The sequence below is a fragment of the Pedobacter quisquiliarum genome (genome assembly GCF_014642175.1).
In the GTDB taxonomy this organism is placed as follows: Bacteria; Bacteroidota; Bacteroidia; order Sphingobacteriales; family Sphingobacteriaceae; genus Pedobacter; species Pedobacter quisquiliarum.
Genome location: NZ_BMIL01000001.1, coordinates 249,707 through 274,841 on the forward strand (window position 1 = coordinate 249,707; position 25,135 = coordinate 274,841).

The 25,135-nt window shown below is 44.1% G+C and carries 24 protein-coding genes; 11 read left to right on the forward strand and 13 right to left on the reverse strand.

What is annotated here, in order from left to right; genetic code table 11:
- The first annotated feature begins 304 nt into the window (after positions 1 to 304).
- On the forward strand, positions 305 to 895 hold the full coding sequence (locus tag IEW69_RS01080) for a porin family protein (protein WP_188624967.1): 591 nt from the start codon (positions 305 to 307) through the stop codon (positions 893 to 895).
- A 69-nt stretch (positions 896 to 964) separates the two neighbouring features.
- On the opposite strand, the gene IEW69_RS01085 is transcribed toward IEW69_RS01080, so the two are convergent.
- Complete coding sequence (locus IEW69_RS01085) at positions 965 to 1,879, reverse strand: YihY/virulence factor BrkB family protein (protein ID WP_188624968.1); 915 nt, start codon at positions 1,877 to 1,879, stop codon at positions 965 to 967.
- Between the two features lie 119 nt (positions 1,880 to 1,998).
- On the opposite strand from IEW69_RS01085, the gene IEW69_RS01090 reads away from it, so the two are divergent.
- Both IEW69_RS01090 and IEW69_RS01095 read left to right on the forward strand, forming a co-directional pair.
- On the forward strand, positions 1,999 to 2,991 hold the full coding sequence (locus IEW69_RS01090) for a peptidoglycan DD-metalloendopeptidase family protein (RefSeq protein ID WP_188624969.1): 993 nt from the start codon (positions 1,999 to 2,001) through the stop codon (positions 2,989 to 2,991).
- A gap of 13 nt (positions 2,992 to 3,004) precedes the next feature.
- Positions 3,005 to 3,481 carry a GNAT family N-acetyltransferase gene (locus IEW69_RS01095; RefSeq protein WP_188624970.1) on the forward strand — a complete coding sequence of 159 codons (477 nt, stop codon included), beginning with the start codon at positions 3,005 to 3,007 and terminating at the stop codon, positions 3,479 to 3,481.
- Positions 3,482 to 3,539: 58 nt separating this feature from the next.
- On the opposite strand, the gene hppD is transcribed toward IEW69_RS01095, so the two are convergent.
- Positions 3,540 to 4,670 carry a 4-hydroxyphenylpyruvate dioxygenase gene (hppD, locus tag IEW69_RS01100; protein ID WP_188624971.1) on the reverse strand — a complete coding sequence of 377 codons (1,131 nt, stop codon included), beginning with the start codon at positions 4,668 to 4,670 and terminating at the stop codon, positions 3,540 to 3,542.
- Between the two features lie 30 nt (positions 4,671 to 4,700).
- The gene (locus IEW69_RS01105; RefSeq protein WP_188624972.1) at positions 4,701 to 5,867 is read right to left on the reverse strand and encodes a homogentisate 1,2-dioxygenase; all 1,167 of its coding nucleotides are present in this window, start codon (positions 5,865 to 5,867) and stop codon (positions 4,701 to 4,703) included.
- 319 nt (positions 5,868 to 6,186) lie between these two features.
- On the opposite strand from IEW69_RS01105, the gene IEW69_RS01110 reads away from it, so the two are divergent.
- Both IEW69_RS01110 and IEW69_RS01115 read left to right on the forward strand, forming a co-directional pair.
- A complete protein-coding gene (locus tag IEW69_RS01110; RefSeq protein WP_188624973.1) occupies positions 6,187 to 7,182 on the forward strand; it encodes a fumarylacetoacetate hydrolase family protein in 996 nt (331 codons plus the stop codon).
- Complete coding sequence (locus tag IEW69_RS01115; RefSeq protein ID WP_188624974.1) at positions 7,182 to 8,072, forward strand: flavin reductase family protein; 891 nt, start codon at positions 7,182 to 7,184, stop codon at positions 8,070 to 8,072. The genes IEW69_RS01110 and IEW69_RS01115 overlap by 1 nt, the downstream gene beginning before the upstream one ends.
- Before the next feature lie 9 nt (positions 8,073 to 8,081).
- Here IEW69_RS01115 and IEW69_RS01120 read toward each other — a convergent pair whose 3' ends face one another.
- The 8 genes from IEW69_RS01120 to IEW69_RS01155 all read right to left on the reverse strand — a co-directional run bounded on the left by IEW69_RS01120 (position 8,082) and on the right by IEW69_RS01155 (position 15,875).
- Positions 8,082 to 8,783, reverse strand: coding sequence for an SDR family oxidoreductase (locus IEW69_RS01120; protein WP_188624975.1), 702 nt, complete (start codon positions 8,781 to 8,783; stop codon positions 8,082 to 8,084).
- Positions 8,784 to 8,786: 3 nt separating this feature from the next.
- The gene (locus tag IEW69_RS01125) at positions 8,787 to 10,568 is read right to left on the reverse strand and encodes an aromatic amino acid hydroxylase (protein ID WP_188624976.1); all 1,782 of its coding nucleotides are present in this window, start codon (positions 10,566 to 10,568) and stop codon (positions 8,787 to 8,789) included.
- A gap of 85 nt (positions 10,569 to 10,653) precedes the next feature.
- Entirely contained in the window at positions 10,654 to 11,127 is a 474-nt protein-coding gene (locus IEW69_RS01130; RefSeq protein WP_188624977.1) for a GtrA family protein, read from the reverse strand.
- 58 nt (positions 11,128 to 11,185) lie between these two features.
- Complete coding sequence (locus IEW69_RS01135; protein ID WP_188624978.1) at positions 11,186 to 11,932, reverse strand: CAP domain-containing protein; 747 nt, start codon at positions 11,930 to 11,932, stop codon at positions 11,186 to 11,188.
- 83 nt (positions 11,933 to 12,015) lie between these two features.
- Positions 12,016 to 12,654, reverse strand: coding sequence for a YceH family protein (locus tag IEW69_RS01140; protein ID WP_188624979.1), 639 nt, complete (start codon positions 12,652 to 12,654; stop codon positions 12,016 to 12,018).
- 109 nt (positions 12,655 to 12,763) lie between these two features.
- Entirely contained in the window at positions 12,764 to 13,432 is a 669-nt protein-coding gene (locus IEW69_RS01145) for a class I SAM-dependent methyltransferase (protein ID WP_188624980.1), read from the reverse strand.
- Positions 13,429 to 14,334, reverse strand: coding sequence for a UbiA prenyltransferase family protein (locus tag IEW69_RS01150; RefSeq protein WP_188624981.1), 906 nt, complete (start codon positions 14,332 to 14,334; stop codon positions 13,429 to 13,431). Before IEW69_RS01150 ends, IEW69_RS01145 begins: the two co-directional genes overlap by 4 nt.
- Positions 14,335 to 14,393: 59 nt before the next feature.
- The gene (locus tag IEW69_RS01155; RefSeq protein WP_188624982.1) at positions 14,394 to 15,875 is read right to left on the reverse strand and encodes a glycine--tRNA ligase; all 1,482 of its coding nucleotides are present in this window, start codon (positions 15,873 to 15,875) and stop codon (positions 14,394 to 14,396) included.
- A gap of 38 nt (positions 15,876 to 15,913) precedes the next feature.
- Here IEW69_RS01155 and IEW69_RS01160 point away from each other — a divergent pair, with 38 nt between their 5' ends.
- The 6 genes from IEW69_RS01160 (at position 15,914) to IEW69_RS01185 (ending at position 22,154) form a co-directional block, all read left to right on the forward strand.
- Complete coding sequence (locus tag IEW69_RS01160) at positions 15,914 to 16,831, forward strand: glycerophosphodiester phosphodiesterase family protein (protein ID WP_188624983.1); 918 nt, start codon at positions 15,914 to 15,916, stop codon at positions 16,829 to 16,831.
- Complete coding sequence (locus tag IEW69_RS01165; RefSeq protein WP_188624984.1) at positions 16,832 to 17,539, forward strand: ATP-binding cassette domain-containing protein; 708 nt, start codon at positions 16,832 to 16,834, stop codon at positions 17,537 to 17,539.
- Between the two features lie 35 nt (positions 17,540 to 17,574).
- Positions 17,575 to 18,303, forward strand: a complete 729-nt coding sequence (gene gldF / locus IEW69_RS01170; protein ID WP_188624985.1) for a gliding motility-associated ABC transporter permease subunit GldF — start codon at positions 17,575 to 17,577, stop codon at positions 18,301 to 18,303.
- The gene (gene gldG / locus IEW69_RS01175) at positions 18,297 to 19,979 is read left to right on the forward strand and encodes a gliding motility-associated ABC transporter substrate-binding protein GldG (RefSeq protein ID WP_188624986.1); all 1,683 of its coding nucleotides are present in this window, start codon (positions 18,297 to 18,299) and stop codon (positions 19,977 to 19,979) included. The genes gldF and gldG overlap by 7 nt, the downstream gene beginning before the upstream one ends.
- Positions 19,980 to 20,013: 34 nt before the next feature.
- Positions 20,014 to 21,138: a DNA polymerase III subunit beta gene (gene dnaN, locus IEW69_RS01180; RefSeq protein WP_188624987.1), complete on the forward strand. Its 1,125-nt coding sequence runs from the start codon at positions 20,014 to 20,016 to the stop codon at positions 21,136 to 21,138.
- A 356-nt stretch (positions 21,139 to 21,494) separates the two neighbouring features.
- Entirely contained in the window at positions 21,495 to 22,154 is a 660-nt protein-coding gene (locus IEW69_RS01185; RefSeq protein WP_188624988.1) for a DedA family protein, read from the forward strand.
- Here IEW69_RS01185 and IEW69_RS01190 read toward each other — a convergent pair.
- A complete protein-coding gene (locus tag IEW69_RS01190; protein ID WP_188624989.1) occupies positions 22,151 to 23,107 on the reverse strand; it encodes a zinc dependent phospholipase C family protein in 957 nt (318 codons plus the stop codon). The genes IEW69_RS01185 and IEW69_RS01190 overlap by 4 nt on opposite strands.
- 79 nt (positions 23,108 to 23,186) lie before the next feature.
- Positions 23,187 to 25,064 (reverse strand): molecular chaperone DnaK, encoded by a 1,878-nt coding sequence (dnaK, locus tag IEW69_RS01195; RefSeq protein ID WP_188624990.1) that lies wholly within the window; start codon positions 25,062 to 25,064, stop codon positions 23,187 to 23,189.
- Positions 25,065 to 25,135: the final 71 nt, after the last annotated feature.

The window sequence follows — 25,135 nt, forward strand, 5'->3', positions numbered from 1 at the left end:
CTGCGCAGGTAAAATCAGGAGGAGGAGGAACGCAATAAAGTAAAGATGTTTCATAGCAGCTTGTATCTATTAACTAAGATATTAGTTGTGTTATTTAAATCCAAGCTTACTTAACAGAAAGCAGTGAATTTCCTAGCTTTCGAATCCAAATTCTTGAACAAAGAAACCCCAGATAAGACTGAAAAAGAAACCATAACCCCGTAGGCGCAATATTGGTACGATTTTTTCTGGGTGCTCAACAACACGCATTAAAGTATAAGTTTGAAATTTATCTTAGTTTTACACACAAACAAAACGTTCATATATGAAGAAAATATTATTATTCGCAGTATTAATCGGGATTAGTTCTGCTGCTTTCAGTCAGGTATTACCGAGTGTGCAAGTTGGATTACGTGGGGGTGCAAACCTGTCGAATTTCAGTACCAATAATACATTCAGCAGTGAAAACACTGCGGGGTATTTCATAGGGCTTTACTCCAGGTTTGGCGCGGGAGGGATCCATGCTCAACCTGAGATTTATGTAGCTGGAAAGAATGCAGATTTAAAAAGTGCAGATGGGTCAGAAACCAATGAAGTTCGTTTCACGAGTATCGATGTACCAGTGTTATTGGGAACTAAAATTGGCGCAGCAGGTGTGGGTGTACGTCTACAAACCGGTCCTGTGGTGTCCTTCGTGTTAGATCAATCACAGTCTGCAAATCAGGCAACCAGCAAGATATTCAAAGGAAACTTCAAGGATCAGAACTTTGCATGGCAGTTTGGGCTAGGCCTTGACATCGGCAAATTAGGCGCCGATCTTCGTTACGAACTGGGCTTAACTGATGTGGCGAAAGAAGGATATCAAGACAGTAAGCTAAGTCTTTTCACCCTTGGATTGTCCTATAGATTATTTTAATCGCAAACCATAACCATAAAAAAAGAGGCAACAAACGTTGCCTCTTTTTTTGTGCCCTTAAGCTCGCATCTACGAATTCAATTTTTCAATCTCTTTGAGCTCGTAAATGAATGCGCCCTTGATTGGACGGATGGGAGACTCGTGTGCTATACTCAGAATACGTACAAAACATGCCCCGAAGTAGAATATCATAGAGGAGTAGAAGATAAAAAGCATAATCAGAATCACGGAACCAGAAGTACCATAGATGCTGCCAATGTTACTAAGCGGAAGCATAATCCGGAGTATGTACTTACCTAAGGTAAAAAGTACCCCGGTCAGCAATCCACCGATCATGGCATCTTTCCAGGTCGGACGACCATTGGTTAAAAAGCGGAAAAGCACCGTAAACCATGTAGACACAATCGCGATAAACACCAGTTGATTCAACACCGCGATCAGGAAGCGACCAAAGTTCGGTGATGAGTTATTCAGATAAGAACCTATAAATGCCTGTATTCCGTCTGTGACCAGCCCAACTGTGAATAAGAAACCTGCAAGGACGATGATCACCATCGACCTGGCCCGGAGTTTCAATTTAAACATGAAACTAGAATGTGGCTTGATCCCAATTGTCCAGATCTGGTCCATTGAACCCTTGATGACGCTAAAGAGTGTCGTCGCAACAAAGAGGAAAAATACGAAACTGATCATTGTTGCAATCCAATTCTGATCCACAGCCCTAATATTCTCCAGGGTGTTCCGAATCTGGTCTATACTGCTCTTGTCCAGGATATTCTCTAATCTTTCGAACAGCCTCCTGGCAAAAGTCTTACGATCCATGAAGAATCCAAACAGTCGGATGAGGATAATTAGTATCGGAGGAATTGCAAAGTTCGCAAAGAATGCGGTTGCACCGGCAAGTCGCAGCGGATCGTTCTTCTGAAGCAAAGCAAACGCAGCTCTGAATTGCAATAAAAATGTTTTTACGAAGGTAAAGGTCATCTATAAAGGCCAGATTGGTTGTCGAATGTAAAGAATTAATTCAAAACCCCGCTAAGCGGTTTTCAGTTTGTCTTATTCTTCAGAATATTACCGATTATTGCTTTTATTAAATTCTAGATATGAAAAGAACCAGAATGTTCCTGGCAGGAGTGTACCTCCTGCTGCCGATTTTACTTCTTGTTTGCCCTCCGGCCTTCAGCCAGACGGAGAAGATCGAAAACCAATACAGTGCAGCTAAATTCAAAACTTACCACAATGGGAACAAGATCGACAGCATCTACCTCATGTTCTCTGCAGACATGCAGGCAGCTTTACCGAAAGACAAAGCAAATGAATTTTTAGGTGCGCTAAAGGCGCAGGCAGGTACGATAATAGCGATGGAATTTAAAAAGTATGAAGGTCCTTATGCCTCCTACAAAACAAGATTCGACCGGGGCACTTTCGCTGTTAACATTGCGCTGGATGCAGCACACAAGATCAATGGCTTCTTTGTTAAGCCTTACGAGGACGAAAGTGCGGTTAAGCCGGCAAGAACGGTTACGAAATTAGCACTGCCTTTTAAAGATGAGTGGACCGTTTTCTGGGGTGGTGATACTAAGGCCTTAAACTACCATGTTGAGGATCCAGCACAAAAGAATGCTTTTGATATGGTGATTACCGATAAACTCGGAAAATCCTTCAAATCTACAGGCACCAGCAACGAACATTATTACGCTTTTGGAAAACCGTTGTATGCACCATGCGACGCGGAAGTTGTGGACGTCATAGATGGTGTTGCCGACAACAAGCCCGGAGAGATGAACAAGCTTGATATCACGGGCAATACCGTCGTGCTTAAAACAGCAAATAACGAGTTTCTTTTCTTCGCACATTTTAAACAAAACTCCATCAAAGTCAAAAAAGGTATGCAGGTAAAAGCAGGTACATTACTGGGCTTATGCGGCAATTCCGGACACTCCTCAGAGCCGCACTTGCACTTCCACGTTCAAAATACAGACGATCTATTCTCGGGTACTGGTATCAAGGCCTTCTTCGAGGATTTGCGTGTAAATGGCACTTTGAAAAACGACTATTCTCCTATAAAAAACGATAAAATAAGTCCCAAAAAGTAGGGCAACATTGATCATGAATGAAGTTGAAATCATAGAATATCAGTCTGTTTATCAGCCTGATTTTGAACGCCTGAATAAGGCCTGGCTTGAAGCATATTTTACAATCGAGCCCATAGACCGTTACGTGCTTGAACAACCTGAGGAAGCAATTCTAAAACCTGGCGGTATGATATTGCTGGCGCGGTACGAGGGCAAAATCATTGGTACCGTCGCGCTAAAAGTTATTGAACCTGGTGTTTACGAGATGACTAAGATGTGTGTAGACACGACCTATAAAGGCCTGGGTGTTGGCAAAAAGCTCTGCGCCGCTGCCATTGAGCTCGCGAAGTCCATCAACGCGAACCGCTTATTGCTATATACAACAAGTGTTTTGGAAACCGCCATTGCCATCTACCGGAAGCAGGGGTTCATTGACATTCCACTGGAGCCCGGCGTATATGCACGTGCAAATGTGAAGATGGAATATCCACTTCATCCGGATGCTAATTAAGTTTAAAGCATAAAAAAGCCGCTGCATTCATGCAGCGGCTTTTTTATGCTTGAGAATATTATAAATTTCCCCTAAGTTCCTGTTCGCGTTCAAGCGACTCAAACAATGCTTTGAAATTACCTGCACCAAAAGATTGTGCGCCCTTACGTTGAATAATCTCGAAAAATAAAGTAGGTCTGTCTTCAACAGGTTTGGTGAAGATCTGAAGCAGGTAACCTTCCTCATCGCGATCCACCAGGATCCCCAAGGCTTTAAGTTGCGCCACTTCTTCATCAATTTCACCAACCCGGTTATGCATCATCTCATAGTATGCCTCTGGTGGTGCACCAAGAAATTCTACACCTCTGGACTTCAATGTTTTTACCGTCTCCAGAATATTTGCAGTTGCTACCGCAATGTGCTGAACACCTTCACCTTCATAGAACTCCAGGTACTCTTCAATCTGTGATTTCTTTTTCCCTTCCGCTGGCTCATTGATCGGAAATTTGGAGAATCCATTTCCGTTACTCATCACCTTACTCATCAATGCAGAATACTCCGTATTGATTTGCTTATCATCAAAAGAAAGGATGTTTACGAAGCCCATAACATCTTCATACCACTGCACCGTTTCGTTCATCCTGTTCCAACCTACGTTTCCGACACAATGATCAATGTATAGCAAACCAGCTTCTTCCGGGTTGTAGTCGCTTGTCCATGCGCGGTAGCCTGGCATAAAAGGGCCGGTGTACGCTTTACGCTCAACAAACATGTGTACAGTTTCTCCGTAAGTGTAAATGCCCGACATCTTCACCGTTCCAAACTCATCTTGAATGGTCACTGGCTCCATATAAGGCTTTGCACCACGTTTTGTCGTTTCTTCAAAAGCGCTGTATGCATCTTCAACCCAAAGTGCCAGCACCTTTACGCCATCGCCATGTTTTCTAACATGTTCAGCAATTTTGTGGTCCGACTTTAAAGCGGTTGTAAGCACCAGGCGGATCTTACCCTGTTGCAAAACATACGATGCATATTCTTTCACCCCGGTCTCAGGGCCGGCGTAAGCCACAGACTGGAAACCGAAAGCAGTTTTATAATAATGTGCAGCTTGCTTCGCATTCCCTACGTACAGCTCTACGTAGTCTGTTCCGTGAATCGGCAGGAAGTCCTGAGCCTTGGCAATCTTTTCTGCAAATGTTTGTGTTGACATAGCTATTAAATATTTGTTGTGTTCGTTAATCTATTCTACGTTGATTTGCCAGCTTTTGTGATAGCTTTCATCTTCAATATTCACCGCATCTTCGGTGAGCATCAATGGTCTGAAAGGATCTATCATAACCGCTAACTCCTCAGTTTTCTCCTTACCGATGGATTTCTCCACCGTCCCAGGGTGTGGCCCATGGGGAATTCCGCCAGGATGGAGTGTAATTTGACCTTTCTCTACGCTTTTGCGGCTCATAAAATCACCGTCAACATAGTACAACACCTCATCACTGTCTACATTGCTATGATTGTATGGTGCCGGGATAGACAAAGGATGATAGTCGTATTTCCTCGGTACAAATGAACAGATCACGAAGTTGTGCCCCTCGAAAGTTTGATGTACCGGTGGTGGCTGATGTAAACGGCCGGTTATCGGCTCGAAATCATGGATTGAAAAGGCCCATGGATAGTGAAATCCGTCCCAGCCAACAAAGTCAAATGGATGTGTGCCATAGGTGTAAGGATACATTAAACCTTGCTTTTTTATAAGGACCTTGAAGTCACCAAACTCATCGAAAGTCTCCATATCTGCCGGTCGTTTGATGTCTCTCTCACAATATGGTGAATGCTCCATCAGCTGGCCATATTCGTTGCGGTAACGTTTCGGACTGCGAATTGGACTGAAACTTTCGACAATAAAAAGCCTGTTATTTTCAGTTTCAAATTCAAACTGATGTATGGTGCCTCGTGGAATGACCAGGTAATCACCGTATTCAAACTTAATTTTTCCAAAGCCGGTCTTTAAAGTACCCCGACCTTCATGAATGAACACCACTTCGTCTGCCTGACTATTCTTATAAAAGTAATCCGTCATGGACTTTCGCGGTGCTGCAAGCACGATGTGGAGATCGCTATTAACCAGAACCGCTTTTCTGCTTTGCAGATAGTCGTCTTCAGGTTTGATGTTAAAGCCAATCAGGCTGGTATGTTTGAGGTGTTTCTCTCTGGCAATTTTCGGCTCTACGGAATAGGGTTCACCAAGTGATTTTACAATTGTTGGTGGGTGACAGTGGTATACCAGGGAGTATAAGCTGGAAAATCCTTCTGTAGAGACCAGCTCTTCTGCATACAGTTCGCCATTTGGCTTTCGAAAAACGGTATGTCTTTTATGCGGAATTGTTCCTAAGGTGTGGTAAATGGGCATAATACTGATTTTGGTTAGAAAAGGGTATAACGACTTTAGAATGCCGTTAGGTATAAGCAGAGAAATGCCTAGATGGAGTATTGTGCAAAGATCAGCTTTGAAAGCATAGCATAGCGGAAGCCTGCCAGTACCTGGCGTGCAATCTGCTTAATGTTATGTAGTCGTTTACTCATCTGCTTTGCTAAAGTATGTATTGTTATTCAAAACTGATGAATAATTTCTTGAAAACCCCTCCAAAAGATATAAAATGCTTTAATACTTTAAATTTAAGAACATCTGCTTAGCTTTATCAAATTCTATAACCCTTAAATCATAGCATATGAAGCTTGTTTCTTACAAAACGGAAGACCGCGAACACCTTGGCGTTTACGTGAACGGACATATCTATAACCTGAATTCCTGCGATAAGCAGATACCAGATGAGATGAATGCCTTTCTAGCGGAAGGTGAAGTCATGATGGAACGTGCCAAAAAGGTTGATCAGCAGATTAAAGCAAATGAAATTGAAGCCAAACAAGAGGTTTTTTATGAATTGCTTGCACCTGTTCCGCATCCAACATCATGCAGGGACGGCTATGCCTTCCGTCAACATGTAGCAGCAGCACGCCGGAATCGTAAAGTGGAAATGATCGCAGAGTTCGACCAATATCCGATCTTCTATTTTACCAACCATAATGCCATTCAGGGGCCTGGAGAAATCGAGTGTATGCCAGATCATTTGCAGAAGTTAGACTTTGAACTGGAAGTTGCGGTGGTCATTGGAACCAAAGGCAGGAACATCAAAGCAGCAGAGGCAGATAATTACATTGCCGGCTTCATGATCATGAACGATATGAGTGCCCGTACGCTGCAGATGGAAGAGATGTTACTCAACCTTGGCCCGGCCAAAGGGAAGGATTTCTCTACAGTAATCGGCCCTTGGCTCGTTACACCTGATGAACTTGAACAATATAAAACATCCGCTAAACCAGGGCATGTTGGTAACGCATATAATCTTGAAATGACTTGTACGGTAAATGGGGTAGAAGTATCGAAGGGGAATATGGCAGATATGGATTGGACCTTCGCAGAAATCATTGAGCGTTGTGCTTATGGCGTAGATGTACTTCCAGGAGATGTAATCGGATCTGGAACTGTAGGAACCGGCTGCTTCTTGGAATTAAACGGGACAGGCTTATTAAACAACCCAGAATACAAGCCACAATGGCTGCAGGATGGCGATATTGTGGAAATGAAAATCACCGGTCTCGGCATGCTGAGCAACACCATCCGCAAAGCGGACACCGATTTTTCTATTCTTGCCCTTAAAAAATAATGCTGACAATAAACGTATCTGAATTAAGTCCGGCGCAATTGCAAAACTATATGCAGTATGCGATTGCGCCGCGACCGATCTGTTTCGCCTCAACTGTAGATGCCCAGGGGAACGTCAACCTAAGTCCCTTCAGCTTCTTCAATATGTTCAGTACCAACCCACCGGTATGTGTTTTTTCTCCCGCCAGGCGCGTACGTGATAATACCACTAAACATACCCTGGAGAATATACTGGAAGTTCCAGAATGCGTCATCAATATTGTAAACTATGATATGGTGCAGCAAATGAGTTTATCCAGCACGGAATATGGCCGGGGCATAAATGAGTTTGAGAAATCCGGATTTACCATGCAGGCTTCACAGCTGGTGAAACCGCCCCGGGTGCTTGAAGCGCCTGTGCAGATGGAATGTTTGGTTACCCAGGTAATCCCATTGGGGGACCAGGCCGGGGCAGGTAATTTAATTCTTGCTGAAGTGAAGTTGATTCACATCAAAGAGGAGGTACTCGATGAAACTGGTAAAATTGATCAGCAAAAGATGGACCTCGTGGCCAGACTTGGCGGGGATTGGTATTGCAGGGTAACACCGGACAATCTTTTTAAGGTGGCCAAGCCACTTACCACGCTTGGTATTGGTGTAGATGCGCTGCCAGAAACTGTGCGTTATTCCATGGAGTTAACCGGAAACGACCTGGGGATGCTTGGCAACGTAGAGGCTTTGCCTGCAGCAGCTGAGATTGACGACATGCGAATGGATGGCGCTGTAAAGGAAGTTCTTGATGCAACTATCGGGGATTCGGGTACCCGAACCCGGGAGCTGCATGCGCTCGCCAAGGAACTTTTAAGGCAGGGCAGGATTGCTGATGCCTTAAAAGTTGTATTACTCGACTAAAATATTGTGTTAAGGTGTTGTTACCGCGACGGGCAACACCTTTCCATTGAAAAATTTGTGCCCTGTTCTTGCAAAATCAGCTACATATTTGCCCATCTCAAAAGCCATCACCGGAGATTCATAACCCGGAAATGCAGCTTCAAGCATCTCCGTTTGCGCAGATCCTAAAGCCAGACAGTTAATCTTGATGCCGGTATCAGCCAACTCAAAAGCCAGGCACTCTGTAAGGGTATGTAAAGCTGATTTACTAGCAGAATACGCGGCAAGTCCAGGAAATTTCACGCTGCCCTGGTAGCCACCCATACTTCCGATGTTTACAATGTGACCACCGGCCGGCATCAGGGGTAGCACATTTTTAATCATATTAAAATGCCCCAGCACATTGCTTTGGTACATATCTGCAAGGTCGTTCGCTGTCGTTTCCAGAAAAGGTTTATTGATCAGTGCGCCTGCATTATTAATCAGGATGTCCACATGCCCCAGACGTTCCTTCAGAAAAGGCATCAGTGCGGCGTAATCGTCCATTACAATATCAAACTCCACAGGGTAAATGGTACAGTCGGGATTAATGCTGCGGCCAATTTCCAGCAGCTTACGCAGCTTTTCCGCTGATCGTGCAATACACACGATTTTGTTTTCCGAATTCAGGGAAAGTTCAAGTGCTGCTTCAAAGCCAATTCCGCTGCTTGCACCAGTTAAAATTATATTCATTCTTTATTCTTGTATAATCAGTTGCGTAACCGGATTTGCAATAACATGCAAGCCGTCTACAATTAGTTTTCTATGTTCAGGTTCATTTTCAGCCTTTTCAACCAGCCATGCCCTTACCAATGCTTCCAGTTCAGGGTTGGTTTGCTTGTGATCCAGGATCTCCAAAATCTCCAGGCCACACAACCAGTCGTCGGAATACGCAGTTTTTAAGTTGTTGAAGATTGCTTCAAGACCCTCATGCCCTTTATCCGTCTCGCGTATGGTTCTAACATCCTGATACAGCTGGTGTAGTTGCTGCATCGGCGCATCATACTGAATCTGGTGCGTCTGCTTTTGGCTAACATAGGTAATCTCTTCATAGGCATCTTTGTCAGCCGCACCATTAAACACGGAAACAATACGATCACCTATAGCCATATCATACATGCCCCATTCAGGTTGAAAAAGGACTGTTCGCGTTACTTCAGTTAACGTGCAATCTTTGAAGCTGATTAACAACAGTTTATCGCCTTTTTTGATGATGTTGGAAACCTCCGCACGCAGCTGAATACCACTGTCAAATTCAAGTGTACATTGCTGACCCACCACGATGCCAGCCGCAATCAGCTCTTCAGTGCTGTAATCTTCTAAGGACTTAGCAGCACCTTTTAACCTGCCAACAGGAGAGGAGAAACCATCTTTATGGTAGTGCTTACCATGCCCCTCGAGTTGTTTGTTTTCAAAGGCTAATGCAGAGGGGCCTGTGGTTTTGATAAAAGTTAAAGCCGCACTTTCATCGGTCTTCATTTCTGTAAATGTACCCGTTACCTGTAGCCCGGAGCTGTAAACCGCAGTCGCGGGGTTCTTACAGTCAATCGCCTTTTGTACACTCTCCGCACCACCACGACGGAAAGCCATGGTGTCTGCATATTGTTCCAGGACGTCAATCAGATTTTGGAAGCTCTCGGTAACAAACAGCTGCGGCTGCGTTTTCGTAATGTCGTACTGGTAGTTCACGGTATCTATGCTGTACCATATCTTTTTAACCTCATCAGACATACAACTGGCACTTTCGCCAATGGACGATAACAGGCCGGCACCATAGATCTTTGGATCTTCCAGCGTTCCAATCAGCCCATATTCTACGGTCCACCAGTGCAACCTGCCAAGCAGGGCCATCTCTGATGGTGCACCCATGTTTTCCGCAACCGTATTCAAATGTTGCTCTGCAGCAAGTATTTCTGCTTCATCAACGTTCAGCGCCTCTTTTAAGATGGAGAGGTGGCGAATGGCTTCATACAGTTCAAAGTCCTTAGCAGAAAACATTGCCTTCGCGCCAATGGAACCAAAATAGCTGAGGTAGCTGTTGTAGGCCGCATCTGCGATGATGGGTGCATGGCCTGCCGACTCATGAATAATATCAGGAGCAGGTGTATATTCAATGTGATTTAGTTGTCTGATGTCGGCTGCAATAACCAGCACCCGGTATGCCTGATATTCCATAAATGCTGCTGGCGGAATAAACCCGTCAACATTTACCGCACCCCAGCCCAATTTGGCGAGGTTGTCATTCATGGTTTGCATGTCCGGAATAAACTCGATACTCAGACCAGCACGTTGAAGACCTTTTATATATGGATAATAAGCAACATCTTTTAAGTAACTGTAGTTCTTACGCATTACGTAGCGCCATACCGCCTGATCTATCGGGGTATATTTCTCGTAATGCTGCTCTACAATAAACTGTCTTAAATGCCTTGGTAAGTTCCTTACCTGCGGATTGTTGAAGTCATTAAAATCGCTCATCACTGTACATTAAATTGGTGTTAAGCCCAATATAGTCGCTTAATCAAAGGAACACAAGGAAAAAAATCAAATGTCTGTACCGGTTTTATTTCTTTACGCGGAACGAAAAATGTTTTTGAGAGAAGTAACTGAAAACCGCCAGAATTATGGAGGTCAAAAACTTGGCAATGGTGGGATAGAACGCAAATGCTTCAACCATAACCTTGATAAATGCATAATTCAGCATGATGTTCGTCACCACAACCGAGCCATAGCGAAATAGCTGAACCCTGCCTTTTAAGTTCGACTGCGTAAATACCAAATACTTGTTAAGTAGAAAGCCGATTAAAAAGGTAATGATGGATTCAATCGCCAGTGCAGCAATTGGGGCGGTAACTAGCAGGCTGCCTAAGCGAATGTCTTGCTGCTTAAGTACAAAGTTATAGGCAACGTAATAAATGACAATCCCTGCGGCAAAGGTGGTTCCACCTGTAGCCAGATACCTGAATGTATGCTGTGAAATCCATCGGGAAAATGGGGGATAAAAGAAGTCTATCAGGCTCAGGATCGCTTTACGCATAATTTGTTTCTGCACGAAAGTAGCTAATGGCTACCAATTTCAAAACTCCACGACAGATTTATTGTGGAATCTTCAGGTTTGGGATGGCAACAAAGTCGATGGTAGCAGAGTACTTGTAATGCGGGTGTGGCTGAATACTCACACCTACAATGTTGATCCCTAGTGTCTTATTCAGGATGTTCTTACGGTGACCAAGATCAGCGACCCCTTTGTCCAATAACAATAAACTTACATTTGCCAGTCCGGAAGAAAAGCCGAAAGCCAGATTTTCTGCCATGCCACGGTTAGGATAGTACTTCTGAATCCGGTCTACCATTGTTCTGCCGTCAGAAGAGTTGTGACCCGCAAGGTTCCGCTTGTTCATGTCTTTCCCATGTTGCTGCGCTACGTACGTCAACGTTTCGTCGGGGTACAATAAGCCAAGGTCCTTAACATCCCGCAAGTCCTGCTCGAGTCCGCGGTAATAAGGGTCGTTGCGACTTACACGAACTTCGCGGTAGTTGCTGTATTGCTTCATGCGAAGATTGTGTTCATCAATATATTGTTGAAAATAGGTGTCGAAAAAGCGCTTACCATCCATTCTGGCAAGGTTCATATAGAAGATGATCTTCTTTTCTTCTGCATTTAGATACTTTACGTTCTTTGCGGTGTTTGCACGCTCAAGTTCTGCGGGCGTCCATTTACTGGCGGCTTGTTTTTCAAGGTCTTTGTCCTCAAGTATATAGGTTGTGACCGAATCTTTGTGGATAGCAGCCCCGGCGGAAATGGATATGGAAAGTAAAAGCGCGAAAAGAATAGATTTCATGTTCCCTAAACGTAAATCAGCAGCGTTTAATACACTGCCTGTACATTTAAGACGCAAACAAAGCCATAAAGTTTATAATTGCTTTAAAGAAGTTGGTCGAGAATTGCCTTGAGTTCCTTTACTTCAGCTTCTAATCTGGCGACCCGTTCTTCCAGTTCGGTGTTCAGGGCCCCATCGAAATCGTTAGATGCTTCCATTGGTTCCTCGGCTGTTGAGCCGCCAAAAACCTGCATATACCTGGCTTCCTTTTGCCCGGGTCTTTTCTGAAGTTGTTTTACAAAGGCAGGCTCCGAACTTGCCAGGCGCTGAAGATTTTCCTGAACGGCTTCAATGGTTTCAAATTCATATAGCCGGCCGGCGCTGGTATTGATTTCACCTGGTGTAAGTGGCCCACGCAGCAAAAGCAGGCATAATATAGACAAGTCAGCAGGAAGCAGGGGATAATAAATGGCAAGATTATGTTTCCATTTCACCGCTCTGCTGCCAGCTGCGGTAACGGTGCTTGCAAGTCCTTTAATCTTCAACGCATTCAGCGTAAGGGTAACCGTTTCCTCGCTATAGTTTACAACGGGATTTCTGGACGTTTTCTGATTGCAGGCTGCGGTGAGGGAATTAATGGTCATCGGATAATAATCCGGTGTCGTCCTGCTCTTTTCCAGCAGGGCACCCAGCACACGCTGCTCTTCAGCATTGAGCAGCACTATCGGTCTGGTTTCTTCCATTAATACCTTGGTAACTAGCGTACTCTATTCTTTACGAATGTTAAATATAACGCAGTGATAAAAATGATGATACTGCAAATTCCAAAAAGTAAGGCTAAATCTGTGTTGCTCATGATTCTAAATTTTCGATGAAGGTAGGGATTTTCATGGATTTTTGAAAAATTATCGATTCAATGAAGCCCTTGTAATACCTTTTTTGTTCAATAATGTGCAATCCGCCACGAGCAAATCGTCCTTCCATCCCTGGCAAATCTTTCGCTTCTACCGCTGCAATCCTCCTGAAAAAGGCATACATCAACCCCAATAAGGCAGTCTTCCACCAGCTGTTACCACCAGCATCTACTTTAAAGTCCGTATAAAACCAAAGGCCACCAGCTTTTAGTTGTTTATTAAGCGCCTTGAATACGGATGAAGCATCGCTATCCTTGAAATTATCGAAAAGAAATGCAGTATGTATAACATCAAATTGCTGCTTGCTGCTGTACTCCGTTATGCTACTGTGCACAAAGTGCACCTGGTTAGCGCCAACATTTCGTTGTTGTGCCAGCTTCAGCATCTGTTCTGAAAGTTCTACATAGGTAATCTGCAATCCACTGGGTTGTGCTTTTGCAAGCTCTTCCAGTATCCAACCCGTACCACCACCTACAATCAATATTGAGGATGCTGCTTTAAGGTACTTCAGCTGTTCAATCTGGGCATTTACCTGTGCACTTTGAAAGATCAGCCGACTTAAAAAGTCGTACGCACCAGCAATCCGGTCATAGTTGTTCCTGCTCATAGTAAGGCTCCGGCGATGCCACAGGTGGCTTTAAACAAGATTAGCCCATCAATAACCACGAGGTAGTATAATATGGGTTTCTTAAGGTTCAATGAGAAGGCAACGAGTAGGGTAAGTGCAAATGGTATAAAATTCAGCGTAACCTGCTTCACTGGAAGGTGTTCATAACTGGTAAAAGCCAGTAAGCTAAACATGCCGATGATCAGTAAGGGTAGGAGTATAAAGAAAATGGTCTTGTGAATCCCAAATTGAACCACGAAGGTCTTCAGTTCCTTATTCGCATCTATTTCATAGTCCTTGATATCGAACATAATGGCGTTTACCGTACAGAACATCCAGTTCTTCACAAACAACCAAAGCCAGAATTCACTTAGCGGGAATTCCATACCGGTTTCAATCTTCAGTACCACCAGCGGAATAACATTCGCGGTGCAAGCCCAGATAAACCCGATGATAAAAGGTTTCAGCCAGCCCGTATTCCGCAGATTAAGGTTGAAAAAATATGCTGGAAGCAATCCATAGTAAAGAATGGCAACCACTAGGATAAACGTCACGCCTGCCCAGTAAAACCAGGGCAAATGCAAGATGGAGCTGAAATGCTTTATAAAAAGAAAAAGAAAAGTACAGACCGCTGTTGCTGACAGTATTCGCTGGCTCCAGCGCAGAAGTTGCTGATGTTTGATGAACCAGGCGACCCTGGGGTTGGATGAACGGCTGTATCGTGTTGCACCCATATACGCGTGGGTATAATAGACCACAGGTGCACAAAAAATAAGGATGTAGTATGTAAAGGTGTTAAATGGAACACGCAGCTGCAAGGTAGCCTCAAGAGTTAAGGCGATCGCAAGCAGTCCAATGAAGTAATTGCCGAAGAAAATAAACCTGATCAGCTTAGCAATCATCTGAAGATTTAAAGCGTATAACAAAAAAGCCCTGGCGGGGTTTGCCAGGGCTTTGCTAATTATCTTAAAAGATTCTTCCAGCTTACTTTATTGGAAATGATTTCCTGAAGATCTTTGATTTCTATACGTTGTTGCTCCATCGTATCACGATGACGGATGGTAACCGTATTATCTTCCAGTGTCTGGTGATCTACGGTTAAGCAGAATGGCGTACCGATTGCATCTTGTCTGCGGTAACGTTTTCCGATTGCATCTTTCTCTTCATAAATGCAGTTGAAATCGAACTTCAGGCTGTTCATGATTTCCCGTGCTTTATCCGGTAAACCATCTTTTTTAGTCAACGGGAAAATGGCCACTTTCACGGGTGCCAAGCATGGATGCAGGCGTAATAAAGTACGGCTATCTTTTTTATCACCTTCACTCAGATCCTGTTCTTCCAAGGCATTAATCAAGGTTAGCAAGAACATACGGTCAAGACCAATAGAGGTCTCAATAACGTATGGTACATAGTTACCATAAGGTTTGCCTTCTTCGTTCAGATCGTTGTCGAAGTACTGCATTTTCTTGCCCGAGAACTCCTGGTGCTGGGTCAAATCAAAGTCTGTGCGGCTGTGGATACCTTCCACTTCTTTGAAACCAAAAGGGAATTCAAATTCAATATCAGTTGCGGCATTTGCGTAGTGTGCAAGCTTCGCATGATCGTGGTAGCGGTATTGTGCCTCATCCGAGCCCAAGGCAAGGTGCCACTTCAGACGTGCATCTTTCCAGTATTCAAACCATTTTTTATCCTCACCCGGGCGAACAAAGAATTGCATCTCCATCTGTTCAAACTCACGCATACGCATGATGAACTGGCGAGCTATTACTTCGTTCCTGAATGCTTTACCGATCTGTGCAATTCCAAATGGAATCTTCATGCGGCCGGTCTTTTGAACGTTAAGGAAGTTCACGAAGATCCCTTGTGCCGTCTCCGGACGTAGGTAAACTTCGTCCGAACCTTCCGCCATAGCGCCGAATTGCGTGCTGAACATCAGGTTAAACTGACGCACTTCCGTCCAGTTTCTGGTGCCACTTACCGGACATGCAATTTCATGTTCTTCAATTAACACCTTCAACTGCTCCAGATTATCTGATGCCAAAGCGGCATCCATGTCCGCCTGCAGTTTTGCTGCCTTATCTGTTTTGCCGTCTTTCTCATATCTGGTGATCTTATCTTCCAGCAACTGATCTGCACGGTATCTCTTTTTAGAGTCTTTATTGTCGATCATGGGATCATTGAAACCATCCACATGGCCGCTCGCTTTCCATACCTTTGGATGCATAAAGATTGCCGAGTCAATACCCACAATATTTTCATGCATCTGCACCATGGCTTTCCACCAATACGTTTTAATGTTGTTCTTTAATTCAGCACCCAGTTGTCCGTAATCATATACGGCACTAAGCCCATCATAAATCTCGCTGCTTTGAAATACAAAACCGTACTCCTTGGCATGTGATATTACATTCTTAAATTGTTCGTCGTGATTAGTTTTAGCCATAATATTGCAAATATAGAAAGTTGGGGTTACTTTTGGACATGAAACGATTCAATCTTTTGGTGATCGCAGCCTGCTTGCTTTCTCTTTCTGCAGGTGCTCAGCAAAAACATCAACTCTCTTTCAATAATACCAAAGAACTTCGTGATTTTCTAAATGCCAAAAAGGGGACTTACCCTTTAATAAGTGTGCATAGGGGTGGACCAATGAAAGGTTTTCCTGAAAACTGTATAGAAACTTTCGAAAATGCCATCAGCTACCAACCGGTAGTGGTGGAGTTTGATGTTGCATTGAGTAAAGACTCTGCACTGGTGATCATGCATGATGATAAACTCGACCGCACCACCACCGGCACAGGACCGATCGGTAATTACACCTATGCGGAACTTCAGCAAGTTCGTTTGAAGGATGACGAAGGTACGGTTACCGACTTTAAGATTCCAACACTTTCCGAAGTACTTGCCTGGGGGAAAAACAAAGTAATTTTTACCATAGATATTAAAAAAGGAGTACCCTATACCAAAATTATTGATGCCGTACGGAGGACCAAGTCTGAAAGTAATTCCATCATCATCACGTATAATGCAAATCAGGCAGCAGAGGTGCATAAGCTAGCACCCGATCTGATGATCTCCGCATCGGTGCGTAGTAAAGCCGATTTGGAGCGTTTAAATGGTATGGGTGTGCCGAATAATCGCATTGTAGCGTTTGTAGGTGTAAGTGCGCCAGACAAGGACGTATACAAGTATTTGCATAGCAAAGGGATCAGCTGCATTCTAGGAACCATGGGCAACTTAGACCGCAGTGCTGCGGCAAACCCCGGAAGACAGGTTTACTATAAGCTTATTACAGATGGTGCGGATATCCTGTCAACAGATGAAATTCTGCAGTCGGGCAGGGAACTCGATCAGTACCGTGCAGACAAAAAGTTAAGCACCAAATATTTAAAAGTAAAATAGGTGAGTATAAAGGTCCAATCTTTATCAAAACATTACGGTGAGCAGAAATCCGTAGATAACATCAGCTTTGCTGCAAGCAGTGGGCGGATTATCGGTTTTCTGGGACCAAATGGTGCTGGTAAGTCTACAACCATGAAGATGCTCGCCGGGTATCTGGAACCAACATCCGGTCAGGCCATGCTTTGTGGCCTGGATGTACAACAGCAGCCACTCGAGGTGAAGCGCATCATGGGCTATCTGCCGGAACAAACACCTTTATATGCGGATATGTATGTTAAGGAATTCCTGCTGTTTGTTGCCAACACCTATGGATTGAAAGATCCGGAGCTCAAGGTTAAGGAGACGATCAAAGCCGTGGGCCTTGATCTGGAACAATTCAAAAAGATCTCCATGCTTTCCAAGGGCTACAAACAAAGGGTTGGTTTAGCACAGGCCATTATTCATGATCCAAAGGTATTGATCCTGGATGAGCCAACCTCTGGTCTGGATCCCAATCAGCTTAGTGAAATCCGGGCATTGATCAGAACACTCGGCAAGGATAAAACGGTGATCCTCTCCACGCACATCATGCAGGAAGTAGAAGCCGTATGTGATGAAGTCATCATCATCCATAAAGGCAGGATTGTTGCCAATGCAACCATTGAAGCGCTAAAAGCCGCACACCAGAGCAACTCCCTGGAGGATATTTTTAGAAAGCTCACATCCTGATAATTAATTTCTAACTTCGGCAACGACACAATTGCATGTACGCAGTATTTAAAAGAGAATTATTCAGTCTGCTAAATTCCCTGATGGCTTACATCACCATCGGCATATTTTTGCTTGCAGCAGGATTACTGCTCTGGTTTTTTCCGGATACTTCTATTCTGGATTATGGCTATGCAGAACTTACGGGCTTCTTCAGCCTCGCACCATTCTTATTTATGTTCCTGATTCCAGCCATCTGCATGCGCTCCTTTGCAGAAGAAAGGAGAGAAGGGACCTACATTCTACTCGCGACTCGACCATTAACATCATGGCAAATCATTGGGGCTAAATACTTCGCTTGTCTGGTGCTGGTGGTTTTTTCCCTGGTGCCAACCTTAATATACGGATATACGATATCCAAGCTGGCCATGCCGGCGGGTAACGTTGATACAGGCGCCATCATCGGCTCCTACATTGGCCTGCTACTGCTTGGCGCAGCTTTCACCGCAATCGGCATCTTTGCTTCTTCCATCACCAAAAACCAGGTCATCGCCTTTGCTGTTGCCGTTTTTCTTTGTTTCATCATGTACAATGGATTTGACGCCATGGCGAAGATGGCCTTATTAACAGGCTTGCAGGACTTATTCATGTTCCTGAGTGTAAATGAGCATTATCAATCTATTAGTAGAGGCGTGCTCGACACACGAGATGCCGTTTATTTCCTGACCCTTGTTTTCTTCTTTTTACTGTTGACACACTTTACGATCGGAGGTCGGAAATGGTAATCTTTAAAAGTCGCCTGGCTAAACTACTAGCCGGAATTGTGCTGCTTGTTCTGGTCAATGTGCTTGCACAATATGCTTATACCCGTATCGACTTCACCAGGGAAAAGAGATACACGCTGAACCCAAAAACGGAGGCTATTATCCAGCAGGCCAAACAAGAGATTAATGTTACCGTGTTCCTGGATGGGGATTTACCTGCAGCTTTCAGACGTTTAAAGCTGGCGACTGCAGATCTGCTTAACGATTATAAAGCCTTAGCGAACGTGCGGATAAATGTTGTTTTTGCGGATCCGATATCAGGATTACCCTTAAACGAACAAGACACGGTCATCAACAGACTCTACAGTGTTGGTATAGAACCCACTACATTAAATATCAAAAACGACAACGGCTTTGCGCAGAAAACCATCTTCCCGATGGCATTAGTTTCCTCCGAGGGCCGACAGCTGCCAATAAAGCTTCTGCAGAACATGGACGCAGCAGGCAGTTATGAAGATAACATCAACAGTTCCATACAGAACCTGGAATATACCTTCACATCAGCGATTAAAAAAGTAATTACCGGGGAGAACCCGAGAATTGGCTTCACAGAAGGTAATGGCGAACTTTCAGATTTGCAGCTGAGTGATGCCCTGAAGTCACTCTCTACCACTTACGAAGCGGGTAGGGTGGATCTTGCAGTTATTGATAAAGCCGGGCTCGACCGCTTGAAGATATTGTTTGTAACCAAGCCACAGCGTGCCTTTACGGAGGCGGAAAAATACAAGCTCGACTACTTTGTTATGAAGGGCGGTAGCCTGGTCTGGAGTATAGATCAGGTTAGTGCAGACCTGGATAGTCTTCGTGGAAAGACGGAACAACTTGCCTTTAATAAAGCACTAAATCTCGACGACATGTTGTTCATCTATGGTGCGAGAATCAACTATAACCTGGTCGCGGATGCGAACTGCGCAGAAATCCCGCTTGCCATGGGCGATGGTAACCAAAACCAGATTCAACTTGCCCCATGGCTATATTATCCTATTTTACTGCCTGATACCACTTCGGCATTGGTGAAGAACATCGATGGCGTACGTGCAGAGTTTGTAAGCACCATAGATACAATAGGCGTGAAAGGGGTAAATAAAACAACGATCTTATCAACCTCACCTTATAACAAACTCCATAACGCACCAAAACTATTGTCCCTGCAAATGGCTGCTGAGCAACCGGATCCACGGGATTATGCAAGCACGTCGAAACCGGTCGGGGTGCTTATGGAAGGCAGTTTCCCTTCGGTGTTCTACAACCGGACACTACCTGAAGGCATCACAACATCCTACGGAAACTTTGAGAAAAGTAAGCCAACCCGGATGATCGTCATTGGTGATGGTGATATCTTTAAAAATCAGGTTAGTGCGACGGACAATTCTGTATTTCCATTGGGTTTTGACCGCTTCACGCAGCAGAATTTCGGCAATAAAGCCTTGCTACTGAACATTGCAGATTATCTATCCAGTGAAGACAATTTAATTGCCCTGAGAAACAAAGATATCAAGGTGAGATTACTCGATAAAACGAAAGTCAGAACCGAAAAGTTAACCTGGCAGATAATGAATGCATTGCTTCCGATAGGTTTCCTACTGTTATTCGGCATTTTTCAATATTATTATCGCAAATATAAGTATACAAGGTAAAATTGTATATTTTTGAGATTTACAAGATCATACTATGAGATTTATTGTATCCACATCTACTCTACTTAAACATTTACAGACAGTAAATGGTGCCTCCAGCAGCAGTACTGTTTTGCCAATTTTGGAGAACTTCCTTTTTGAAATCAGCGATGGCAACCTGACAATCTCGGCAACTGATTTACAAACCAGTATGACCACTTCACTGCCTGTTGAAGCTAAAGAAGGCGGAAAAGTTGCTATTCCAGCAAAGATCTTGTTAGACACTTTAAAGACCCTTCCAGATCAGCCGATCGCGTTCAATATCGATGACAATTCCTTCATTATTGAGATCAGTGCAGGCGACGGAAAGTATAAGCTTAGCGGCGAAAATGGCGATGACTTCCCTAAAATTCCTGTTGTAGAGAATGCATCTTCTGTAGAGCTTCCTGCTTCTGTATTAACTGAAGCCATTACCAAAACCATATTCGCAGTTAGCAACGATGAACTTCGCCCAGCAATGACCGGCGTGTTCTGTCAGCTCTCTGATCAGCACATCACTTTTGTCGCTACAGACGCACATAAACTGGTAAGATACCGTCGTAAAGACAGCAAGGCAGATAAAACGGCTTCCTTTATCTTACCTAAGAAAGCTTTAACCTTGTTAAAAGCAGCATTACCAAATACCGATGTTAGTGTTTCAGTAGATTACAACGCGACCAGCGCTTTCTTCAACTTTGAGAACATCAACCTGGTTTGTCGTCTGATTGACGAGCGCTATCCGGATTACGAGGCCGTTATCCCGGCTAATAACCCGAACAAGTTGGTGATCGACCGCGCGTTGTTCTTAAACACGCTAAGACGGGTTGTAATCTTCGCAAACAAGACTACGCATCAGGTTCGCTTAAAGATCAATGGAAGCGAACTTAACATTTCCTCGGAAGATCTGGATTTCGCAAATGAAGCGCATGAGCGTTTAAGCTGTCAATATGAAGGGGAGGATTTGGAAATCGGCTTTAACGCAAGGTTCCTGATCGAAATGTTAGGCAACCTTTCAGGTGAAGAAGTAACGCTGGAATTGTCTACACCAAACCGTGCAGGATTGTTAATCCCGCAAACCAATGACGAAAATGAAGACGTGTTGATGCTTGTGATGCCTGTAATGCTGAACAACTACAACTAAGGTCTTTTTACACGATATAATGGAGCCCGGCTATTACGCCGGGTTTTTTTATGCCCGAGATTTTGGCCATAATGTAGATGCTGAGGCAAATGAAACAGGGCATACAAATGTTCCGCAAGCAGTGTACCAGGGGGCCACAGGGGCTTGACTAGGCTGGGGCGCTGTTAACCCCCTGTGGGGACCCTGTTGACCCCCTGTCGGGGCCCTGTTATCCCATGATCTATTCCCTGGTCTTTCTGACTTAATATCAGGAACATCCAGTTGCGGTTTGTTAGAGCAAAGTAAGATTCAATATTAAATATGGAGTTTCCACGGAAATCAACTGTAAATTTATATTTTTGACAAAAAAGATTATTTTGGAATTTTTAGCACAATTTGTCGATTTCCTGCTGCATATAGATAAGCACCTCGAAATCATTATTAGCGAGTACCAGACCTGGACATATTTGATTTTGTTTCTGATCATTTTTGCAGAAACCGGATTTGTGGTAACCCCATTCTTACCTGGAGATTCCTTGTTGTTCGCAATGGGAACGTTAATCGCAGGTGATAAAACTGGTTTAAGCATTTGGGTGATGTTGGTGCTGTTAATCATTGCGGCAATTGCTGGAAATACCCTTAACTATAAGCTGGGTAGCATGCTCGGCATGAAAGTCTTCAAAGCTGAAAATAAAATTCTGAAATTAGAATATTACTACCAGTCTCATGAGTTTTTTGAGAAGCATGGTGGTAAAGCAATCATCTTCAGTCGTTTCTTACCCATTTTCCGTACAATCGCGCCTTTCGTGGCAGGTGTTGCTAAAATGCCTTTCGGTAGATTTACCATGTACAACGTCATCGGTGGCGTAACCTGGATCGGAAGTTTACTTTTCGCGGGTTATCTTTTAGGCCAGATCCCTGTGGTGAAACAGAACTTTGACATTGTAATTCTTGTGATTGCAGTTGTTACTTTCTTCCCTGCAGTGTTTGCGGCTTTAAAATCTAAGTTCAGCAAGAAGAAAGTAACGGAAGTTTAGTTCTCTCTTCCGATAATCTTTCCACCTTCATATTTATTGTTTAGCCGTTCTTCGCGTTGTTGTTCCAATTCGGAGTCCGCCACCTTGATCAGATTTTCCATCTTGGGTTGACCTGCATCTATCCATGCGGAATACCAGAAATCGCCTATGGCCTTAATAGAAGATCGCATCTGTTTCTCCACCATGTGGTTTAATTTAAGGCTATACGCCCGGGAATAACTTTCCGAGTATTGCTTCAGCACCTGGCCTTTACGTTTCGAATAGCTATATCGTTTGAAGGCAGGGAATTCTGTTCGCAGTGCTTTTTCTAAAAGCAGGGTGCTGTCAACAAGCCCATGTGTATGTTTAACAATCTTCCATGCCGCCATGAATGGTTGCTCGATATAGCTGGCACGGCCAACTACGAAGTTGAAATCTTTTGCAAACAGCTCGGGCAGGCGACTTTCCCAGAAAGCATGAATACCCGCCTGATTTGTTAATTGTCCATTGTGGTTTTCAGTGGTGTGCAGGGGCACGTGTGCATCGCCAAGGTAGTGCCCGAGGTAAGCTGCATACAATAAGATTTTAATGGAATCTCGGGCTTTAAAGGCATTAACCAGTTTGTAGTAGCTGATCTGAATCTGCCAGGGTAGGGTACCACTCGACTGTAATTTTGAGCGTCCATACTTTTGAAGGGCGTCGTCCCATTTAAGGGGTATGCTGTCGATATTACTTTCGTACACTTCCACATCCAGGTAATGCCGGGGGGCTTCTAGAGTATCGGCATAACGACGCTTATCGGGATCAACAGCATGTTCAGTAATGTACCTGATGTTACGCTTGAAGAACCGCCCGAGTTCAGGTGTTAAGGTGTAAACGGCCAGTTGGTTGATCTGCATGTGTGCATAGAAGCCCCAGCTGCTCAGGCTGAACCAGCAGATCAAAAAAATGGCGTAAATAAAAGCTTGTTTCATTTACGCCAGTGTATGTCAGTCTGCTTGTAGAGCTATAATAAATCCTACAAACGGAAACTTATCTTATTACATTAAGCTCTTAGTCGATTGATTTACCTTTCATTGCTTGTGAAACAGCAATGTCCATCAGGCGCTCTGCAAAGGGGCGGGTAAATTCATTCAGCTCATCCGCTTTTTTCAGGATGTTGTCCTTTTCAGCTGTTGCAAGAGCGTCTTTGAGCGCAGCAATATATTGAAGCGTTTCTGTTTTCTCCACATCAGTGAGTACGAATCCGTTTTTCTCAATAAAGCGTTCGGCAGTATATACCAGCTGTTCACCTTCACTTCTTGCTTCAATCAGCATGCGCTGTTCCACATCACTTTTAGCATGCGTAATGGAATCGATCAGCATTTGCTCTACTGTCTCGTCAGATAGCCCATATGATGGGGTAATGTCGATTTCCTGCTTCACACCAGAGCGTAGTTCAATGGCCTGCACCGTTAGAATTCCGTCTGCATTAAGCATGAAGTTAATGTCTACTTTAGGGAAACCGGCAGGCATAGAAGGAATGCCTTTTAGGTCGAACTCCGCAAGTTTCCGGTTTTCAGATACGAGGTCACGCTCACCCTGGAATACGGAAATCTTCATGTTCACCTGACCATCAAGTGAAGTGGTGTACTGTCGGCCGGCTTTGGTTGGCACTTTCGAGTTTCTCGGGATGATTACATCCATAAGTCCGCCCATGGTTTCGATACCTAGTGACAAAGGGGTAACATCAAGCAGAAGGATATCAGAGCGGTTACCAGCGAGGATATCCGCTTGAATGGCTGCACCGAGTGCCACCACCTCGTCCGGATTGATCTGGTCATGTGGGGTTAAGCCGAAGAAAGTAGCAACCTGTTGTTTAACGTATGGCGTGCGGGTTGATCCGCCAACCATTACCACTTCATCTATATCAGAGATGCTCAGTTTCGCATCAGTAAGTGCGTTTTGACAAGCGTCAATGGTTTCCTGCACTTTTGAAGCGATCAGTTCTTCAAATTTAATGCGTGTTATGCTGCACCAAACCTCGCCGAGGGCAGGGTTGCTGGTCTCAAGTTTTTCGTTGTAAATGTTCTGGGTGCTTAGCGCCACCTTTGCCGCTTCTGCTTTCAGGCGTAGCGTTTGCATTAATCCGGCATCTGCCGCGAGTACTTCGGGGTTAATTTTGTTCTGCTCAATCCAGTAGTGGACAATCGCACGGTCAAAGTCGTCACCACCAAGGAAAGTATTACCATTTGTAGCCAGTACTTCAAAAATCCCGTTCTGTATGGCCAGAATGGAAACGTCGAAAGTTCCGCCACCAAGGTCGTATACCGCGATGGTTTTAGTTTGGGTAGGATCAAGGCCAATGCCGTAAGCTAAACTCGCTGCGGTAGGCTCGTTAACAATCCTTAATACATCAAGTCCGGCAAGCCTTCCCGCATCACGGGTAGCCTGACGTTGACTGTCGTTGAAGTAAGCTGGAACGGTAATTACAGCGCGGTTCACCGGCGTTTTCAGCGCGTGTTCTGCTCTGTCTTTTAGCTCTTTTAAAATCAGACCGGATAGTTCAATCGGCGTATAGAATTTGTCGCCAGCCTGAATCTTTACCAGTGATTCTGTATCGTCGTCTATAATTTTATAGGAGAAAGTATCTTTATAATCTGCAACATCCTTGTAAGAACGACCAAGCAATCGCTTTACAGAAAATATGGTGTTGCTGGGATCGCTGATCAGGAAAGATTTGGCATCGTTACCCACAACAGCATCGCCGAGTCCATTGAAATGCACAATAGATGGTACCAATAAACCCTTACCTGTGTCGTTGATGACTTGTGGATTCTGCTCTGGATTTATAAATGCAACCAGACTGTTGGTTGTACCCAAGTCAATACCAACAATAATCTCTTCCTTTTGTAAAGAACCTGTAGCCAGGTTAATGGATATCTTTGCCATAATTGCAAATTTAGAAATGTTTTAGGCTTTATTTGTTTTACCGCTGTAATGTTTTAGACAGCTGGATGCAC

What these genes read in the sequence shown, in the direction of transcription:
- IEW69_RS01080 (WP_188624967.1), top strand. Translation starts at nt 305, where the DNA reads ATGAAGAAAATATTATTATTCGCAGTATTAATCGGGATTAGTTCTGCT.
- IEW69_RS01085 (WP_188624968.1), bottom strand. Translation starts at nt 1,879, where the DNA reads ATGACCTTTACCTTCGTAAAAACATTTTTATTGCAATTCAGAGCTGCG.
- IEW69_RS01090 (WP_188624969.1), top strand. Translation starts at nt 1,999, where the DNA reads ATGAAAAGAACCAGAATGTTCCTGGCAGGAGTGTACCTCCTGCTGCCG.
- IEW69_RS01095 (WP_188624970.1), top strand. Translation starts at nt 3,005, where the DNA reads ATGAATGAAGTTGAAATCATAGAATATCAGTCTGTTTATCAGCCTGAT.
- hppD (WP_188624971.1), bottom strand. Translation starts at nt 4,670, where the DNA reads ATGTCAACACAAACATTTGCAGAAAAGATTGCCAAGGCTCAGGACTTC.
- IEW69_RS01105 (WP_188624972.1), bottom strand. Translation starts at nt 5,867, where the DNA reads ATGCCCATTTACCACACCTTAGGAACAATTCCGCATAAAAGACATACC.
- IEW69_RS01110 (WP_188624973.1), top strand. Translation starts at nt 6,187, where the DNA reads ATGAAGCTTGTTTCTTACAAAACGGAAGACCGCGAACACCTTGGCGTT.
- IEW69_RS01115 (WP_188624974.1), top strand. Translation starts at nt 7,182, where the DNA reads ATGCTGACAATAAACGTATCTGAATTAAGTCCGGCGCAATTGCAAAAC.
- IEW69_RS01120 (WP_188624975.1), bottom strand. Translation starts at nt 8,783, where the DNA reads ATGAATATAATTTTAACTGGTGCAAGCAGCGGAATTGGCTTTGAAGCA.
- IEW69_RS01125 (WP_188624976.1), bottom strand. Translation starts at nt 10,568, where the DNA reads ATGAGCGATTTTAATGACTTCAACAATCCGCAGGTAAGGAACTTACCA.
- IEW69_RS01130 (WP_188624977.1), bottom strand. Translation starts at nt 11,127, where the DNA reads ATGCGTAAAGCGATCCTGAGCCTGATAGACTTCTTTTATCCCCCATTT.
- IEW69_RS01135 (WP_188624978.1), bottom strand. Translation starts at nt 11,932, where the DNA reads ATGAAATCTATTCTTTTCGCGCTTTTACTTTCCATATCCATTTCCGCC.
- IEW69_RS01140 (WP_188624979.1), bottom strand. Translation starts at nt 12,654, where the DNA reads ATGGAAGAAACCAGACCGATAGTGCTGCTCAATGCTGAAGAGCAGCGT.
- IEW69_RS01145 (WP_188624980.1), bottom strand. Translation starts at nt 13,432, where the DNA reads ATGAGCAGGAACAACTATGACCGGATTGCTGGTGCGTACGACTTTTTA.
- IEW69_RS01150 (WP_188624981.1), bottom strand. Translation starts at nt 14,334, where the DNA reads ATGATTGCTAAGCTGATCAGGTTTATTTTCTTCGGCAATTACTTCATT.
- IEW69_RS01155 (WP_188624982.1), bottom strand. Translation starts at nt 15,875, where the DNA reads ATGGCTAAAACTAATCACGACGAACAATTTAAGAATGTAATATCACAT.
- IEW69_RS01160 (WP_188624983.1), top strand. Translation starts at nt 15,914, where the DNA reads ATGAAACGATTCAATCTTTTGGTGATCGCAGCCTGCTTGCTTTCTCTT.
- gldF (WP_188624985.1), top strand. Translation starts at nt 17,575, where the DNA reads ATGTACGCAGTATTTAAAAGAGAATTATTCAGTCTGCTAAATTCCCTG.
- gldG (WP_188624986.1), top strand. Translation starts at nt 18,297, where the DNA reads ATGGTAATCTTTAAAAGTCGCCTGGCTAAACTACTAGCCGGAATTGTG.
- dnaN (WP_188624987.1), top strand. Translation starts at nt 20,014, where the DNA reads ATGAGATTTATTGTATCCACATCTACTCTACTTAAACATTTACAGACA.
- IEW69_RS01190 (WP_188624989.1), bottom strand. Translation starts at nt 23,107, where the DNA reads ATGAAACAAGCTTTTATTTACGCCATTTTTTTGATCTGCTGGTTCAGC.
- dnaK (WP_188624990.1), bottom strand. Translation starts at nt 25,064, where the DNA reads ATGGCAAAGATATCCATTAACCTGGCTACAGGTTCTTTACAAAAGGAA.